This is a genomic window from Arthrobacter rhamnosi, assembly GCF_054510855.1.
Genome location: NZ_JBTNDT010000008.1, coordinates 88,310 through 102,863, shown reverse-complemented (window position 1 = coordinate 102,863; position 14,554 = coordinate 88,310). Strand labels below are relative to the sequence as shown.

Annotated in this window: 12 protein-coding genes; 6 read left to right on the top strand and 6 right to left on the bottom strand. The window is 70.3% G+C overall.

Annotated elements, in window-relative coordinates; genetic code table 11:
• Nucleotides 1-57 precede the first annotated feature (57 nt).
• On the top strand, nt 58-693 hold the full coding sequence (locus ACX80I_RS15035) for a DedA family protein (protein WP_459345916.1): 636 nt from the start codon (nt 58-60) through the stop codon (nt 691-693).
• Complete coding sequence (locus tag ACX80I_RS15030; RefSeq protein ID WP_459345915.1) at nt 656-2,023, top strand: TspO-related membrane protein; 1,368 nt, start codon at nt 656-658, stop codon at nt 2,021-2,023. Before ACX80I_RS15035 ends, ACX80I_RS15030 begins: the two co-directional genes overlap by 38 nt.
• A gap of 97 nt (nt 2,024-2,120) precedes the next feature.
• Here ACX80I_RS15030 and ACX80I_RS15025 read toward each other — a convergent pair whose 3' ends face one another.
• From ACX80I_RS15025 to ACX80I_RS15010, 4 genes are all read right to left on the bottom strand, one after another.
• On the bottom strand, nt 2,121-3,053 hold the full coding sequence (locus ACX80I_RS15025) for an NADP-dependent oxidoreductase (protein WP_459345914.1): 933 nt from the start codon (nt 3,051-3,053) through the stop codon (nt 2,121-2,123).
• Between the two features lie 129 nt (nt 3,054-3,182).
• Nucleotides 3,183-6,020, bottom strand: a complete 2,838-nt coding sequence (gene ppc, locus ACX80I_RS15020; protein WP_459345975.1) for a phosphoenolpyruvate carboxylase — start codon at nt 6,018-6,020, stop codon at nt 3,183-3,185.
• 435 nt (nt 6,021-6,455) lie between these two features.
• Complete coding sequence (locus tag ACX80I_RS15015; RefSeq protein WP_459345913.1) at nt 6,456-7,619, bottom strand: acyl-CoA dehydrogenase family protein; 1,164 nt, start codon at nt 7,617-7,619, stop codon at nt 6,456-6,458.
• A 41-nt stretch (nt 7,620-7,660) separates the two neighbouring features.
• A complete protein-coding gene (locus ACX80I_RS15010) occupies nt 7,661-8,446 on the bottom strand; it encodes an SDR family NAD(P)-dependent oxidoreductase (RefSeq protein WP_459345912.1) in 786 nt (261 codons plus the stop codon).
• Nucleotides 8,447-8,591: 145 nt separating this feature from the next.
• Here ACX80I_RS15010 and ACX80I_RS15005 point away from each other — a divergent pair, with 145 nt between their 5' ends.
• Nucleotides 8,592-9,602, top strand: a complete 1,011-nt coding sequence (locus ACX80I_RS15005) for a glycoside hydrolase family 76 protein (protein ID WP_459345911.1) — start codon at nt 8,592-8,594, stop codon at nt 9,600-9,602.
• Here ACX80I_RS15005 and ACX80I_RS15000 read toward each other — a convergent pair.
• A complete protein-coding gene (locus tag ACX80I_RS15000; protein WP_459345910.1) occupies nt 9,599-10,327 on the bottom strand; it encodes a YdeI/OmpD-associated family protein in 729 nt (242 codons plus the stop codon). The genes ACX80I_RS15005 and ACX80I_RS15000 overlap by 4 nt on opposite strands.
• Nucleotides 10,328-10,495: 168 nt before the next feature.
• Here ACX80I_RS15000 and ACX80I_RS14995 point away from each other — a divergent pair, with 168 nt between their 5' ends.
• Entirely contained in the window at nt 10,496-11,194 is a 699-nt protein-coding gene (locus ACX80I_RS14995; protein WP_459345909.1) for a VOC family protein, read from the top strand.
• 5 nt (nt 11,195-11,199) lie between these two features.
• On the opposite strand, the gene ACX80I_RS14990 is transcribed toward ACX80I_RS14995, so the two are convergent.
• Entirely contained in the window at nt 11,200-12,720 is a 1,521-nt protein-coding gene (locus ACX80I_RS14990; protein WP_459345908.1) for a GDSL-type esterase/lipase family protein, read from the bottom strand.
• A 287-nt stretch (nt 12,721-13,007) separates the two neighbouring features.
• On the opposite strand from ACX80I_RS14990, the gene ACX80I_RS14985 reads away from it, so the two are divergent.
• Both ACX80I_RS14985 and ACX80I_RS14980 read left to right on the top strand, forming a co-directional pair.
• Complete coding sequence (locus tag ACX80I_RS14985; protein ID WP_087072867.1) at nt 13,008-13,547, top strand: NUDIX hydrolase family protein; 540 nt, start codon at nt 13,008-13,010, stop codon at nt 13,545-13,547.
• A 120-nt stretch (nt 13,548-13,667) separates the two neighbouring features.
• Nucleotides 13,668-14,531, top strand: a complete 864-nt coding sequence (locus tag ACX80I_RS14980) for a DUF6707 family protein (RefSeq protein WP_459345974.1) — start codon at nt 13,668-13,670, stop codon at nt 14,529-14,531.
• The last annotated feature ends 23 nt before the right edge of the window (nt 14,532-14,554 follow it).

Sequence of the window (14,554 nt, the reverse complement as noted above, 5' to 3'; positions counted from 1 at the left end):
CACCCGATTATCGTCCGGCCCCCGGGATTTCCGGTGTCCGGACGGTAGATTTGCAGGGTGGACCTGCCCGGTACGGACATCCCAGCACCGCTCTACCTCCTCGTCATGTTCGCCGTCATCTTCGTCGACGTGGTGGCTCCCGTGGTGCCCTCCGAACTCCTGGTGATCGGCGCCGGCACCATGGCGGCCCACGGCATCGTGCTCCTTCCGTTCGTGATCGTCGTCGTGTTCGCGGGCAGCTGGATCGGCGACGTCGCCATCTTCCTGCTGTTCCGGCGCAAGCTGACGCACCTCCTCGACCGGTTCCGGTGGGGCCGCGCCATCCATCGCGGGTTGCGCAACACCATCGAGAAGGCCGGCACCTCACCCACGTACGCGGCCGTCGTCGCCGTCCGTTTCCTTCCCGGTGGCCGGACCGCGAGCGTGGCGGCCGCGGGCATCGCCGAGCTTCCGCTGCGCCCGTTCATGCTCGCCGCGGCGGCCGGAGGTGTCCTGTGGACCGCCTGGCTGGTCGGTCTCGGTTTCGTCGCCGGGGCGTCCACCGGCTTCCCTGCGGGGGTCAGCGCTCTGCTCGGAATGGCTGTGGGTACGCTGGTGGGAGCCATCACGGCGGCAGTCCTCGCCCTCAAGAAACACCGGAAGGCCAGAAAAGCGCATGAGCACCCCGAACAACCCGGGCCCCAGGCTTCCTGACAGGCCGGCCGGTCCGCCGATGATCGCCGGTGGGGCTCCTGCCTCCACCCCGACGACGAGCGTCCTCGACCGGTTGAAGGCCGCGCAGCCCGCCGCCCCCGGGACGACCGGGGGCGCAGCAGCCGGAGTGCGCTCCGACGCGGCGACCGCCGCGAGCACGGGAGCCGGCCGGACGGCGGCGCCGGGCGCTGCGAACGGGGGCCTCCCCTCCGGGGGAAGCGGCGCCGGCGTCGGCCGGGGCGAGGGCGCGTCGGGCCCTGGCCGCCCCGGGGCCGGCCGCGGTGGGCGTCTCCGCGCGGCCGGGAGTGACAGGCTCCGTCTCGTGGCCCTCCGCAGTAAGCGGCTCCGTCTCGCGGCGGCCCGGAGTGAGCGGCTCCGCCTCGCGGCCGACAGGGCGAACGCCGCGGCGCGCGTGACGGGAACGGCGATCCGCCGGGGCAGCACGGCCACGGTCCGCCACGTCGGGTCCTGGCACCCGGACACGGTGCGGCAGTCCGCCGTGACCCTGAGCGCGGCGGCCTGCATCCTCGGGTCTGCGGCAGGCGTCGGGGCCTTCGGCGGCCCGTCCATCCGCGACGCCGCCGGCGGCCTCTTCGCTCCGGACGCGACGCTGCTCGCGCCGTCGTCGTCGGCCTTCTCGATCTGGAGCGTCATCTACGCGGGGCTCATGGCCTACACGACCTTCCAGTGGCTGCCCTCGCAGCGGATGAGCGAGCGCCAACGGCGGCTCGGCTGGGCGGTCGCGGCCTCGATGCTCCTAAACCTCGCCTGGATCCTCAGCGCCCAGGCGAACCGCCTGGCCCTCAGCCTCCTGGTCATCCTGCTGCTGCTCGTCGCCCTGGTGTCGGCCGTCCGCACCCTGAACGACCACCCGACCGAGACGCGCCTCGAAGGCGCCCTCGTGGATACGCCGATCGGCCTCTACCTCGGGTGGGTGCTCGTGGCCGCCGCGGCCAACGCGGCGGCGTTCCTCACGGACAGGAACACCGACCTGTTCGGCTGGAAGGGCAGCACGTGGGCGATCCTCGGCATCCTCGCGGTCCTCCTGACTGCCGCGGTCATCTGCTCCACGGACCGGGGACGCCTCTCCGTGGCTGCGGCGGCCTCCTGGGGGCTGCTCTGGATCGCCGTCGAGCGGGTGCTGGGCGAGCCGTTCGCGGTGGACATCGCCTTCGCTGCCGTTGCGGCCATCTTCCTGCTGCTGATCACCGCGGGATCGCGCCGGCACCGCGTGGACCACGCCTACCGCCGCTGGCTCCGGGCCGAGGAGGACGCCAAGCGCGAACCCCTCGACCTGCTGGGCGGCGGCTACGAGGACTCGCGCTCCTGAGCCGCGGCGGGCCGGGCATTCCGCGCTCGCGCCCGGGAACCCGTTGGAGTGATGCGTCACTCGGACGGGCCTCCGGTACTGCGTCTCTTCCGCGCGGTCAGCCCTGGTCGCCGACGGTGACGGCGATCTTGCCGCGCACGTGGCCCTCGATGCTGCTGCGGAAGGCATCGGCGGCGCGCTCCAGCGGGAAGGTCCCGGCGAGGACGGGCTTCACGCTGCCGGCCTCCACGAGTTCGGTCAGGGCGAGCAGGTCCTCCGGGTTCGGCCGGACGAAGATGTAGCGCCCGCCCCTGTCCTTGACCCCTGCATCGACCACGGAGGCAACCCGGTCCCAGGTCTTCAGGTGCTTGAGGGAGGCAGGCACGTCGTCGCCGCCCACGAAGTCGACGACGGCGTCGAGCCCCTCGGGAGCCGCCGCCGCGATGCGGTCAGCGAGTCCCTCGCCGTAGGTCAACGGCTCTGCGCCCAGGGATCGCAGGAAGTCGTGGTTCTTCTCCGAGGCGGTCGCCAGGACCCGCGCTCCCCACGCCTTCGCGATCTGGATGGCGTAGTTCCCGACGCCACCCGCTCCGTTGTGCACCAGGACCGTGTCACCCTCGCCCACACCGATGGACCGGAGCGACTGATACGCCGTGAGCCCGACGAGCGGGATGGTGGCGGCCTCGGCCCAGGAGACGTTGCGGGGCTTCCGGGCCAGGGCCCGCACGGGCGCGGCGACCTGCTCGGCGAACGTGCCGAACGCGACGGTGTCCATGCGGACGTACCCGATGACCTCGTCACCGGCCTGGAACTCCGTCACCGACGGCCCGGGCTGCACGACGACGCCGGCGACATCCCAGCCCGGGATCACCGGGAAGAAGGTCGGCAGGGCAGCGTCGAGGTAGCCAGCGGTGATCTTCCAGTCCACCGGGTTGACCGAGGATGCACGCACCTCGACGAGGACCGAGTCCGGCCCCACCTTCGGATCGGGCTGGTCCCCGTACTGCAGGACGTCGGGATCGCCGTACTTCTCGTAAAACACTGCCTTCATGGTGCTCCTCCTCGCAGGTGATCCGGCCGAGGGCCGGCGTCAGCTTCCAGAGGCGGCAACCGGCACGTCCCGACACGTATTCCGGCGGCGCGTGTCTCTCAGTCGGGAAGGGACACGCGCCGCCGGGGATCAGCCGGTGTTGCGCATCCCCGCAGCGACACCGTTGATGGTGATCAGCATGGCCCGCTGGAGCTGCCCGTCGGGGCGGCCGCCGTCGGCCTCCGCCCGCACGCGGCGCAGCAGTTCGACCTGCAGGTAGGAGATGGGGTCGAGGTACTGGTCCCGCACCGCCAGCGACCGCTTCAGCACGGGCTGGTTGTCGAGCAGTTCGTGCTCGCCCGTGAGGTGGCGGATCTCCGCGAGGGTCAGCTCGTACTCCTCGCGGATCACGCCGAAGAGGTGCTGCAGGTCCTCCGGCACCAGGGCTTCCACATAGTGGGCCGCGATCTCGAGGTCCGTCTTGGCGAGCGTCATCTCGACGTTCGAGACCACGGTGCGGAAGAAGTGCCAGCGCTCGAGCATCTCGGCGAGCAGGCCCTCGTGGCCTGCCTCGCGCGCAGCCCGCAGCCCCGAACCGACGCCGAACCAGCCGGGGACGATCTGCCGGGACTGGGTCCACCCGAAGACCCAGGGGATGGCCCGGAGCCCGCCCAGGCCGCTGCCGGAGTCCGGCCGCTTCGAGGGACGCGACCCGATGTTGAGCGAACCGAGCTGTTCCACCGGCGTCGACGCGAGGAAGTACGCCGGGAGGTCCTCGTGGTCGATCAGGGAGCGGTACCGGGTGAAAGCGGCATCGGAGACCGTCTCCATCACCTCCGCCCAGCGGTCGCGGTCGTCGTCGGACGTGCGGGGGGTGCGGTGCAGCGCCGAACCCTGCATGACGGCGGCCAGGGACAGTTCGAGGTTCTCGCGGGCCAGGGCCGGCAGCGAGTACTTGTCGCTGATGACCTCGCCCTGCTCGGTGAACTTGATCTCCCCTTCCAGCACGCCGTTGGGCTGCGCGAGGATCGCGTCGTAGGTAGGCCCGCCACCGCGGCCCACCGACCCGCCACGGCCGTGGAACAGGCGGAGGCGGACGCCGTGCTTCGCCGCGACGTCACGCAGGCGCCGCTGCGTCTTGTGGATCTCCCAGAGGCTGGTGACGACGCCGGACTCCTTGTTGGAATCCGAGTAGCCGAGCATGACCTCCTGCAGGTCGCCCCGGAGGCGCACCACCTCACGGTAGGTCGGGTCGGAGAGGAGGGTGTCGACGATCTCCGCCGAGACCCGGAGCTCGTCCACGGTCTCGAGCAGCGGGGCGAATCCGATCTTCGCGAAGGCACCCGAATCCGGGCCACCGGAGCCGTTCCCGACGACGTCGACCAGGCCGGCTTCACGTGCGAGCACCACGGGGGCGAGGACGTCGTCGGCGCCGCGCGTCATGGAGACGATGTACGTCTCGATGACGTCGGGTCCGTAGGTCTCCAGCGCCGAGGCGATCTCGCGGAAGACATCGAAGGTCCGGCGGGCGCCGTCGTCGAGCGGCGGGTTGATGGTCGCCAGCGGACGCCGGGACGCCAGTTCGCGGGAGAGCGCGCCCAGGCGGGCCTCCCGGTCCAGTTCCAGGTAGGGCACCTCCAGTTCACCCAGCCGGTCGGTCAGCTGCGCGACGACGTCGTGGTGCATGTCCGCGTGCTCACGGATGTCGAGCGTGGCCAGGTGCAGGCCGAAGGACGAGATGACACGCGACGCCGTGGCGAGGGCGCCGTCGGCCGCCAGGCCCGCGGCGTGCTGCCGGAGCGAGTCCCCGACCAGCTGGAGGTCCGTCAGCACCTGGGCGGTGTCGTTGTAGTCGCGGCCCGGCTCATGCGCCGTCTGGTGCTGGACGCGCGTCGCGGTGTTGAGCAGCTTGGCCTTCACGCACGTGAGCTTGAGCCGGTACGGCTCCTGAGCGTTGAGCTCGAGGATCCGCTTGTCGAGGCGCGGGAGGCTGGCGAGGTCGCGCTCGATGGACTCCGTCAGCTCGGCGGACGCTCCGACGATCGCGGTCGACGAGGACAGCGAGGAGATCAGCCGATCGACGAAGTGGATCGCGATCCGCACGGCCTGCTGGTTCTGGATCTGCAGGATCTCCCGGGTGACGGCGGCGGTGACGTTGGGATTGCCGTCGCGGTCCCCGCCGATCCAGGAGCCGAACTTCACAGGCGCTCCGGCGGCGGGAAGGGTGACGCCGTGCTCGGCGAGGAGGTCCGAGAGGTCCTCGAGCAGCTCGGGCATCGACGTCGTCAGGATGTCACCGAGGTAGTAGATGGCGTTGCGAGCCTCGTCGATCGGCGTGGGCCGTACCTGGCGCAGCTCGTCCGTCTGCCAGATCAGGTCGATGACCTCGGCGAGCCTGCGGTCCTGGCGGCGCCGCTGCTGCGAGCCCTCCGCGGTCGCCTCGGCGAGGATGTCGGAGAGCCGGCGCAGCTTGTCGAGCACGGAACGGCGCGAGGCCTCGGTGGGGTGGGCCGTGAAGACCGGGCGGACGTCGAGCTCCTGGACGACATCGGCGAGCGCCCCGGGACCGGCGTCGGCCGCGACCCGGGACACGGTCTGCGCGAGCCAGCCGTCCTCCTCGGAGCGCGTCCGCAGTCCGCGGACGCGGTGCACCTGCTCCGCTGCGTTGGCGAGATGGAAGTAGGCGGCGAAGGCCCTGACCAGCTCGGTGGCCTGGTCGATGGGAAGTGCCGCGAGGAGCTCCCGGACCTGCTCCGCGAGCACGGCACGCTCGCCGGCATCGCTGACGGTGCCGGACTCCTTGGACTCCTTGGTGAGCAGGCGGACGCGCTCCACAAGGTCGAGGAGATCCTGCCCGTGCTGCCGGACGAGCGATTCGCCGAGCAGGGTACTGACGCGGCGCACGTCTGCACGGAGATCGGAACTGAGATCTCCCGCGGCTTCGCCGAACTGGTCGGCGGCTTGCGCGGGGGACACTTCGAGGGGCACTGTCACAACAGCCTGCTTTCAGGGCACGGAAAACGGGGCGTATGCGGCACTGGATACGACGGATTGCTGTTGGGATACTACCCAGTAATGTGGCGTGGGCCTCACTCGGTCCGCCATGTGAACCGGACCGGCCGGCGCACGCAGCCCTGGAACGGCGGCGGCCGCTCCGCAGTACACCTCCCGGCGCTGGCTCCTTCGGCGTCGTGCACGGCTTCACCCGGCGACGGAACCGGAACACCGGCGTGTCGCCGCCCGACACGCAGTTCCTCGCTGAAACGCGTGCACGACGGCGCGGGCGGGGCGCTCGGGCCGCACCCTCCGCCGTCGTTCCTGGGTCCTGACGGCAACGCGGTCGAACGCCGGCGTGTTGCCGCCCGACACGCTCTTCGAGAGCCAAAAGCCGGGAACGACGGCGCGGCGCCGGCAGAGGACGCGTCAGGCGAAGGCGGAGATGCCCGTCAGCGCCCGGCCCACGATCAGGCTGTTGATCTCGTACGACCCCTCGTACGTGTAGACGGCCTCGGCATCGGCGAAGATCTTCGCCATGGCGTAGTCCGTCACGATTCCGTTCCCGCCCAGGATGCCCCGCCCGAGCGCGACCGTCTCCCGCATGCGCGCCGTCGTGAAGGACTTGGCGAAGGCGGCCTGCACCATGTCGGACGCCCCGCCCTCCTGCAGCTGCGCGATGCGCGCCATGACGGCCAGGCTCGCCGTCGTATTGCCCATCATGGTGACGAGCTGGTCCTGGACGAGCTGGAAGCCTGCGATCGGCCTGCCGAACTGGTGGCGCTCGACCGCGTACTGCCGTGCGACGTCGAACGCGGCCAGTTGCTGCCCCACGGCCTGCCAGCCGACGAGGATGCGCGATCCGAGCAGGAGCTGGCGGGTGTCGTCGAAGGACTCGATGCCGGCGAAGCGGTCCGCCTCGGGGATCCGCACGTCCGTCAGGGTGATGTCGGCGTTCTGGACCGTCCGCAGCGCGATCTTGTTGTCGATGGCCGTCCGGGTCACCCCGGGCAGCGAGGCGTCGAGGATGAAGCCCCGGACGTCCCCTGTCGCGGTGTCCCTCGCCCACAGCAGCATGTAGTCGCAGAACGTGCCGTTGCCGATCCACCGCTTCGCCCCGTTGAGGACCCAGCTGTCGCCGTCGCGCGTCGCCGTCGTGGCCATGCCGCCCGCGACGTCGGACCCGTGCTGCGGCTCGGTCAGGGCGAACGCGCCGGTGATCCTGAGGTTCATCGCGTCCTGCAGGAGGCGGGCCTTCTGTTCCTCACTCCCGAAGATGTGGAGGGCCTCGACGAAGAGGTCGTGGTGGACCAGGAAGAACGTCGCGATCGAGGTGTCGGCCCGGGTCAGCTCGGCGATCACGAAGCCGCTGAACAGGTGGCTGTACCCCTGCTGCACAGGCGTACTCAGGTTCAGCGAGGCCAGCTTGGGCAGGATCCCGGACGGGAACTCGGCCCGGTTCCACCACTCGATGGCGTGCGGCGAGACCTCCTTGGCGAGGAAATCCCGGACGTCCTGCAGCTTCTCCCGCTCATGGGCGGCCAGCAGGGACTCGAAGCCGAGGAGATCGGCGGTAGGCAACTGGCTCTCCATCGAGCCGTCCTTTCGGTTGAGACCGGGAGGTCGTGGAACGGCTACTTCGGCGCCATGCGGATGGCGCCGTCGAGGCGGATCGTCTCGCCGTTGAGCATCTGGTTCTCGATGATGTGTGCCGCGAGCGCGGCGTATTCCGCGGGCTTGCCGAGGCGTGACGGATGCGGCACCTGCGCGCCGAGCGAGTCCTGGGCCTCCTGCGGCAGCCCGGCCATCATCGGGGTCTCGAAGATCCCCGGGGCGATGGTCACGACGCGGATCAGGGAGCGGGCGAGTTCCCGCGCGAGGGGCAGTGTCATCGCTGCGACGCCACCCTTCGAGGCCGAGTAGGCGGGCTGTCCGATCTGGCCGTCGAAGGCGGCGACGGAGGCGGTGTTGATGATGACGCCGCGTTCCTCCGATCCGCCGAGCCCGCTGACCGTGCCGGTCGCCGCCATGGCCTCGGCGGCGAGCCGGAGGACGTTGAAGGTTCCCACCAGGTTGACGGTGATGACGCGCGCGAACTGCTCCAGCGGGAGGACGCCGTCGCGCCCCAGGACCTTCCCCGGCGTGGCGATGCCGGCGCAGTTCACCACGATGCGCAGCGGGCCGAGCTCCGACGCCGCAGCGACCGCGGCCTGGACCTGGGCGGGATCGGCGACGTCGGCGGCGACGAAGCGGACGCGTGTGCCGGCGGGGTCGAGGCCGGCTGCCGCATCGGCGCCGGCGGACTGCGGAAGGTCGACCAGTACCACCGAGGCGCCGTCGTCGAACAGCCTGCGGGCGGTGGCGAAGCCGAGTCCGGATGCGCCGCCGGTGACGAGGGCTACTGCTCCCCTGATATCCATGCCTGATCCTTCCACTGCGGGAAGGCCGCCATTGGTCCATCCACGCGCCCAGCGTACTGTGACGCGGACCACTGCGCACCCGGACGGCGGTCGATTGCGCATCCTGCCCAACGCGGGGGGCACGACCTGTGGCTAGGGTGGTCATATGCCCATTCCCGACGAGGCCGCTGCGTCGGCCGCCCGCAGCGTGCGGCACCTGTTCTCCCGACGGAGCCTGCACGTCCCCGGAACGAGGCTCGGAGCAATCGCCTTCCCTGCCCCGAACGGTCGCAGGCATCACTGGCACTACTGGTGGCAAGCACACTTCCTCGATTGCCTGCTGGACGAGCACCTCCGGAATCCCGCGGGGAACGCCCTGTCCGAGGCCCGCAAGCTGGCTCGGGGTATCTGGCTGCGGAACGGCGGCCGCTGGCGCAACTCCTACTACGACGACATGGCATGGCTCGCCCTGGCCCTCCAGCGCCTCGACGCGGTGGAGGGGCGGCGACGGCCCCGGTGCCGCGTGCGCGTCCTGGGTGACGCCCTGCGGTCGGCGCACACGGACGAGCTCGGCGGCGGCATCTTCTGGAACACCACGAGGGACTACAAGAACACCGCGACCACGGCGCCGGCAGCCCTGTTCTTCGCCCGCGCCGGCGAATTCGGCCGGGCGCAGGAACTGCTCGGCTGGCTCCGCACCCGCGTACACGACCCGGCCACGGGGCTGTACCTGGACGGGGTGAAGGCGGACGGATCCGCCGGCGGCGTCGTCGACCGGAGGGTGTACACCTACAACCAGGGCACGGTGCTCGGTGCGCTCGTCGCCGTCGGCGGCCGGGAGAACCTGGAGCATGCGGCGGACCTGGTGGACGCGGTCTCCCGCTCCACAGCGGACGACGACGGCGCACTGACGTTGGGATCCAGCGGCGACGGCGGCCTGTTCACCGGGATCCTAGGGCGCTACCTCGCCCTGGCGGTCTCGACGCCCGGGATCGGCGCGGGCACAGCCGCTACCGGCCGCTCCCTGCTCGGGACCACCGCTGAGCGGCTCTGGACGGCCCGGATGCAGGCGGGCCCCGGCGTGTTCCTCTTTCCGCCGCCGCAGGAGGGACCGGTGAGCCTGTCGTCCCAACTCCAGGCCTGGACGGTCCTGGAGGCCGAGAGGGCGTGCCGCTAGCCGTCCTGCTCCCTGTCCCGCTCCCCGCCCTGCTCTGTGTCCTGCTTCCCGCCCTGCTTAGTGTCCTGCTTCCCGCCCTGCTCTGTGTCCTGCTTCCCGCCCTGCTTAGTGTCCTGCTTCCCGCCCTGCTTAGTGTCCTGCTTCCTGCCCTGCGGATAGAAGGTCTCACCGCGGGCCAGCATGGCGACGAACTTGGTGATGTTCCGCTCCTTCGCTGCATCCGTCTTGAGCTGGGCGAGGCGGAAGATCAGCGCGTAGCGGTTCTGGGAGGACAGGGTGCGGAACGTGGCGAGCGCGGCGGCGTCGGCCTCGATCGCGGCCATCAGCTCGGGCGGGACCTCGGCCGTCGCGGGCCCGGCGTAGGCCCGCTCCCACCGGCCGTCGGCCTGTGCCGCCGCGACCGCACGCTCCCCCGCCGCGCGCATGCGCCCTTCGGCCCGCAGCCGCTCGACGAGGCCCTGGTTACGGGTGGACCAGATGCTGCGCGGCCCACGGGGTGTGAAGCGCTGGAAGTAGCTGCCGTCGTCACGTGCCCGCGCCTGCCCGTCGATCCAGCCGAAGCAGAGCGCCTCGTCGACCGCCTGCGCATACGTGAGCAGCGTCGTCGTTCCGCCCTTCTTGTGCTCGATCAGCCAGACGCCGGGCGAGGCGTCGTGGTTCTCCTCGAGCCAGTGCCGCCAGGCCGCCGCGTCGGGCAGCAGGAGTTCGGGAAGTTCGGCCTTCATGCAATCACCCTAGGACGACCCGCGCCATCCGGGAACGGGTCGTCCGTATCCTCCTGCCGGTGGCTCCCTGTCCACAGCTCCCTACCAGCGCCTCCCCGTCCGCAACTCCCTACCAGCGACTCCCCGTCCGCAGCGACGGACGGGCGTCCCTCATCCGAAGGAGAACCGATGCTTCGCGTCCGTCCCGTCGTCTCCACCTCCGACCTCGCCCACGGCGCCGTATTCCTCCGCGCACTCGGACTCAGCGCGGCCCAGGACCCGGCACCGAACGATTCGTATGCCGTCTTCGACGCCGGGAGCGGCCGGCTGGCGCTTCGCTCCTGTCCGGCCGGCAGCCCCGGGGACGGCACCACGGCCCTCGCGTTCGAGGTCGGCGACGTGCGGGAATTCGCGCGGAGGACCGCCGAAGCCGGCACGCCCGTCGAGCTCACCGGGGAGCACGGCCTCGTCGCCCGGGTGCCCGCTCCGGACGGGGCTTCCCTCCCCGCCGAGGCGGGTCCGCGCGAGACGGGGGCTCCGGCGTCGCCCCTGGTGGTCCTCGCCCTCTGGCAGACGCCCGACGTCACCGCCGCGGTCCGCGTCCTGAAGGACATGGGCGCCAGACCGAGGAGCAGCTCCGGCACACGGAACGACTTCACCATGAAGAACGGCGGGCTCGTCGCCGTCCACTCCGCGGAGCGCGCCGGGATGGAGCCGGCCTTCGAGTACGACGGCGATGTGCGGGACCTGGCCGCGGACCTCACCGCCGCAGGTTTCGGGCCCGTGGTCGCCGGAGAGAGCCACGGGCAGTCGCTTCGCGTCCGCGCTCCCTGGGGCGCGGAGGTCCGGATCAGCGAGCGGCCGCGGAACCTCCCCTCGTGGTCGTGACCGGATTACCTACCGAGTGCGGCCGACAATTTCGGGATGTACAGCATGGCGACGGCATCGTGCCCAGCCTGTGCCAGGTGGACATCGTCCAGGTATTGGGCCGCGGCCGTACTGGCGAGGCCGGCGACGGAGATGAAGGTGACACCGTCCCTCGCAGCATTGGCTGCCAGTACATCGTCGATGTGACGCCGCTGGACGTGCGAATCATCGCTGCGGGACATGACACCGTTGATGACGATCCTGCTCTGCGGGTACATGAGTTTCAGCTTGCCCCACAGGGCTGAGCTGTCGGCGATGACCTGTGCATCGGTCTTCCATGTCGTTGCGTCGTTGCCGCCCAGGGTGACCAGCACCAAGCCCGGAGTCCCTCCCGGGAAGGGAACCAGCCCCTGCTGAACCGCGGTCCAGCCCGTCCCACCGGCCCAGGAGCTTAAGGTCGAGTAACCCATTCCACCGTAAGCCAGGTGTGAAGTCTGGTCGGTGAAGCCCAGAGCACGGGCACCCTGCTCGCTCCAGGAGTCGCCGTCGAGCTGGGAATCACCGTAGAGCACCACCGACGCCGCGGTAGCCCGGACATCGGTGAACGGGTAGACGGAGGATACCGGCGGTGCAGTGGCCGGAGCGGCACCCGTTGTGATGATGCCCTTCTGGAACTGGGTGTGGGTACCGGTGGCATCCTTCCAGGTGTCCGTCGTCGGCCAGCCGTACCTGCCGAAGTCGACAGCCAGCGTGTTGAAGTGGCCCGCGTCGATGCTCCTGGCACCAGCGTTCGGACCCCAGGTGATTACGCCACCCTGGAAACGCTGGTAGTAACCGCCCTGCCAGGCGGTCTTGTTGCTGGTCGGCAGGCCGAGGGAGGACCGTGCGCCGCCCTTGTTCTCGTAGTAGGTCTGGATGTAACCGCCCGTGGTGGTGAACACCCGGCCGCTGGAGCCCGACCAGTACACCTTCCCGCCCTCGTAATCCTGCCGGACGCCGTTCGGGACGGCCATCTCTTCGGATCTGGGGTAGCCGAGGAAGCCGCGCTCGTACCGGTTCGCCGCGTAATAGCCTTTGATGGCACCGGTGACGACGCGGGCACCGGTCGCAGGCGACCAGTAGATATAGCCGTTCTGGAAATTCTGGACCGCTCCGCCGCGGACTGTCAGCCTGAATTCGTCACCGGTGGGGTGACCCAGGAATCCCCTGGTCCACCCGGCGGCGGAATACCGCGCGCCGATCGCGTAATTGAGCACCATCTGGGCGCCGGTCTTCTGGGTCCAGAGCACGTAGCCCTTCTGGAAGCGCTGCGAGCAACTGACAGCGTCGCAGCCCTTGCTGCCGATGGGGTCGCCGAGCGCGGCGCGGTTGGCATTCCACTTGATGTAGGTCAGGCCGTCGACGCTGTACCCTGCCACTGTCATCGTGGGCACTGCAAGTGCCGGTGCAGCTGATGCGTGCGGTGCAAGCGCGGAACAACCGGCGGCGCTCGGAAAGGCTGCGAAGGCCGTGACGACGATGGCGGTAATCAGGCTCTTTCCAGACATCCCGATCTCCTTGGGTCACGGGTGTATTCCTGTTACCCGCGCACGGGTTGTCTACGCTCAATCGTCTCTCTCGTTCGGGTTGTCGGCGCGGGCCCGTGGTACTCGGATCTCCTGATCCACCGAATGAGGTAATCGGCCGGCTCATCGAGTGCAACCGCAGGAACCGACCATCCCAGCAGCATGGCCGACTGGTTCGATGTCCGTGCGGTGCATGGCCGGAAGTCAGGCGATTCTCAGGAGAACGCGTGCGGCCCGTCCCCTACTGAGCGTCTGCTAAAACTGGGGGTATGAACGTACGCACCCCTGACCCCAATCCGGGCTGGCTCTCCGAAGATGACCTGTACGAGGCCCGCCGCCGCCTGCCGATGGTCTACGTGGAGGCGATTCCCGTCCGGTGCGACGCCCTCGGGTACGTCAACCAGGTAGGGCTGCTGCTGCAGGCCAACGAGCAGGGCGAGATGGTGCGGACCTTCGTCTCCGGGCGCGTGATGTACCGGGAGACGATCCGGGCTGCCCTGCTCCGCCACCTCGAGAAGGATCTCGGCCCGCTCGCCCTCCCGCAGCTCCCGCCGTCACCCGTGCCCTTCACCATCGCGGAGTACTTTCCGTCCCCCTCCGAGACCGGCCTGACCGACGACCGCCAGCACGCCGTCGCCCTCGCGTACCTGATCCCCGTGACCGGCGAGTGCAGTCCCCGCCAGGACGCCCTCGAATTGTCCTGGCTGACCCCGTCCGAAGCGCTCAGCCCCTCGATCCAGGCGGAGTTCTCGGGCGGGCGCGCGGACCTGTTGCGGCAGGCGCTCGCGCACGCCGGCTGGGGCCGCTAGCCGCACCCCGGCCGGAGGAGCACCCGCCGGGCGCCGCGTTACCGTATCGTGAAACGGGCGCGCTGAGCGCTGGCGACATCCGGGGGGCTATTGGCAGAGGTTGGCACGACGTACATGATGGTGGGCAGATTGGACAGGACTGGACTGCGCGCAGTTCCGGCAGAGGTACTGGCGGCAGGGAACGTACTCGCGCTCCCCGACGGCGACGATTCGGCGGAGGTCACCGCCGTTGCCGTCGAGAACGACGACTTCGGAGTACCCGCCCTCGTGATCGCGACCGTGGCCGGAGGGCGCCGGATCTCCATCGCCACCGGATCGATGGTCTATGTCGAGCCGGCCGACGCCGAGATCGGCGTCTCGGCGGTCGCCGCGGACCACGGATCGCCGGAGGCGCTCGTCGCCCAGATGGCGCAGGCGCACGCGGACAGCGGCGTCATCCAGGAGATCGCCGCCCGCCTGGCGCGGGGCATCAACCTCAAGGCCGGCAGCAACCTCCAGGACCTCCAGCAGCTCGCCCTCACGCTGTTCATCGACGAGGGCGACACCGCTGCCGCCCTCACCGTCGCCGACCTGCTCGCGGAACTCCCGTTCGACGGGAACTTCGGGCGGTGGAAGTGGATCGAGGGGGGACTCGCGATCGCCGCGTACCTCACCCGCCACGACGAGGAGCGCTCGGCCCGGTACTCCGCGGCCATCCGCGCGGCCGACGACGTCGAGACGGACCCGCTGCGCGCCAAGACCGCCGCGGTATACCGGCAGCGCCAGCTCAACGAGCCCAACGTCTACGACCCGGAGATCCTGCGCGCCTCCGCCGCCGGCAGCATCGACGTCGAACGCGACTGGCGGATCCTCCGCATCGGCGTCCTGCTGTACCTGCGGGCGCACGGCGGGTCGGAGACCCTGAGCCGTGAGGTGCTCGAGCGCCGGATCGCCGCGGAACTCGCCGCCGTCGCGTCGCTCAACGCCCAGCTGACCGGGGCCTGACGCCGCGGACCGGCGGCCTGCTC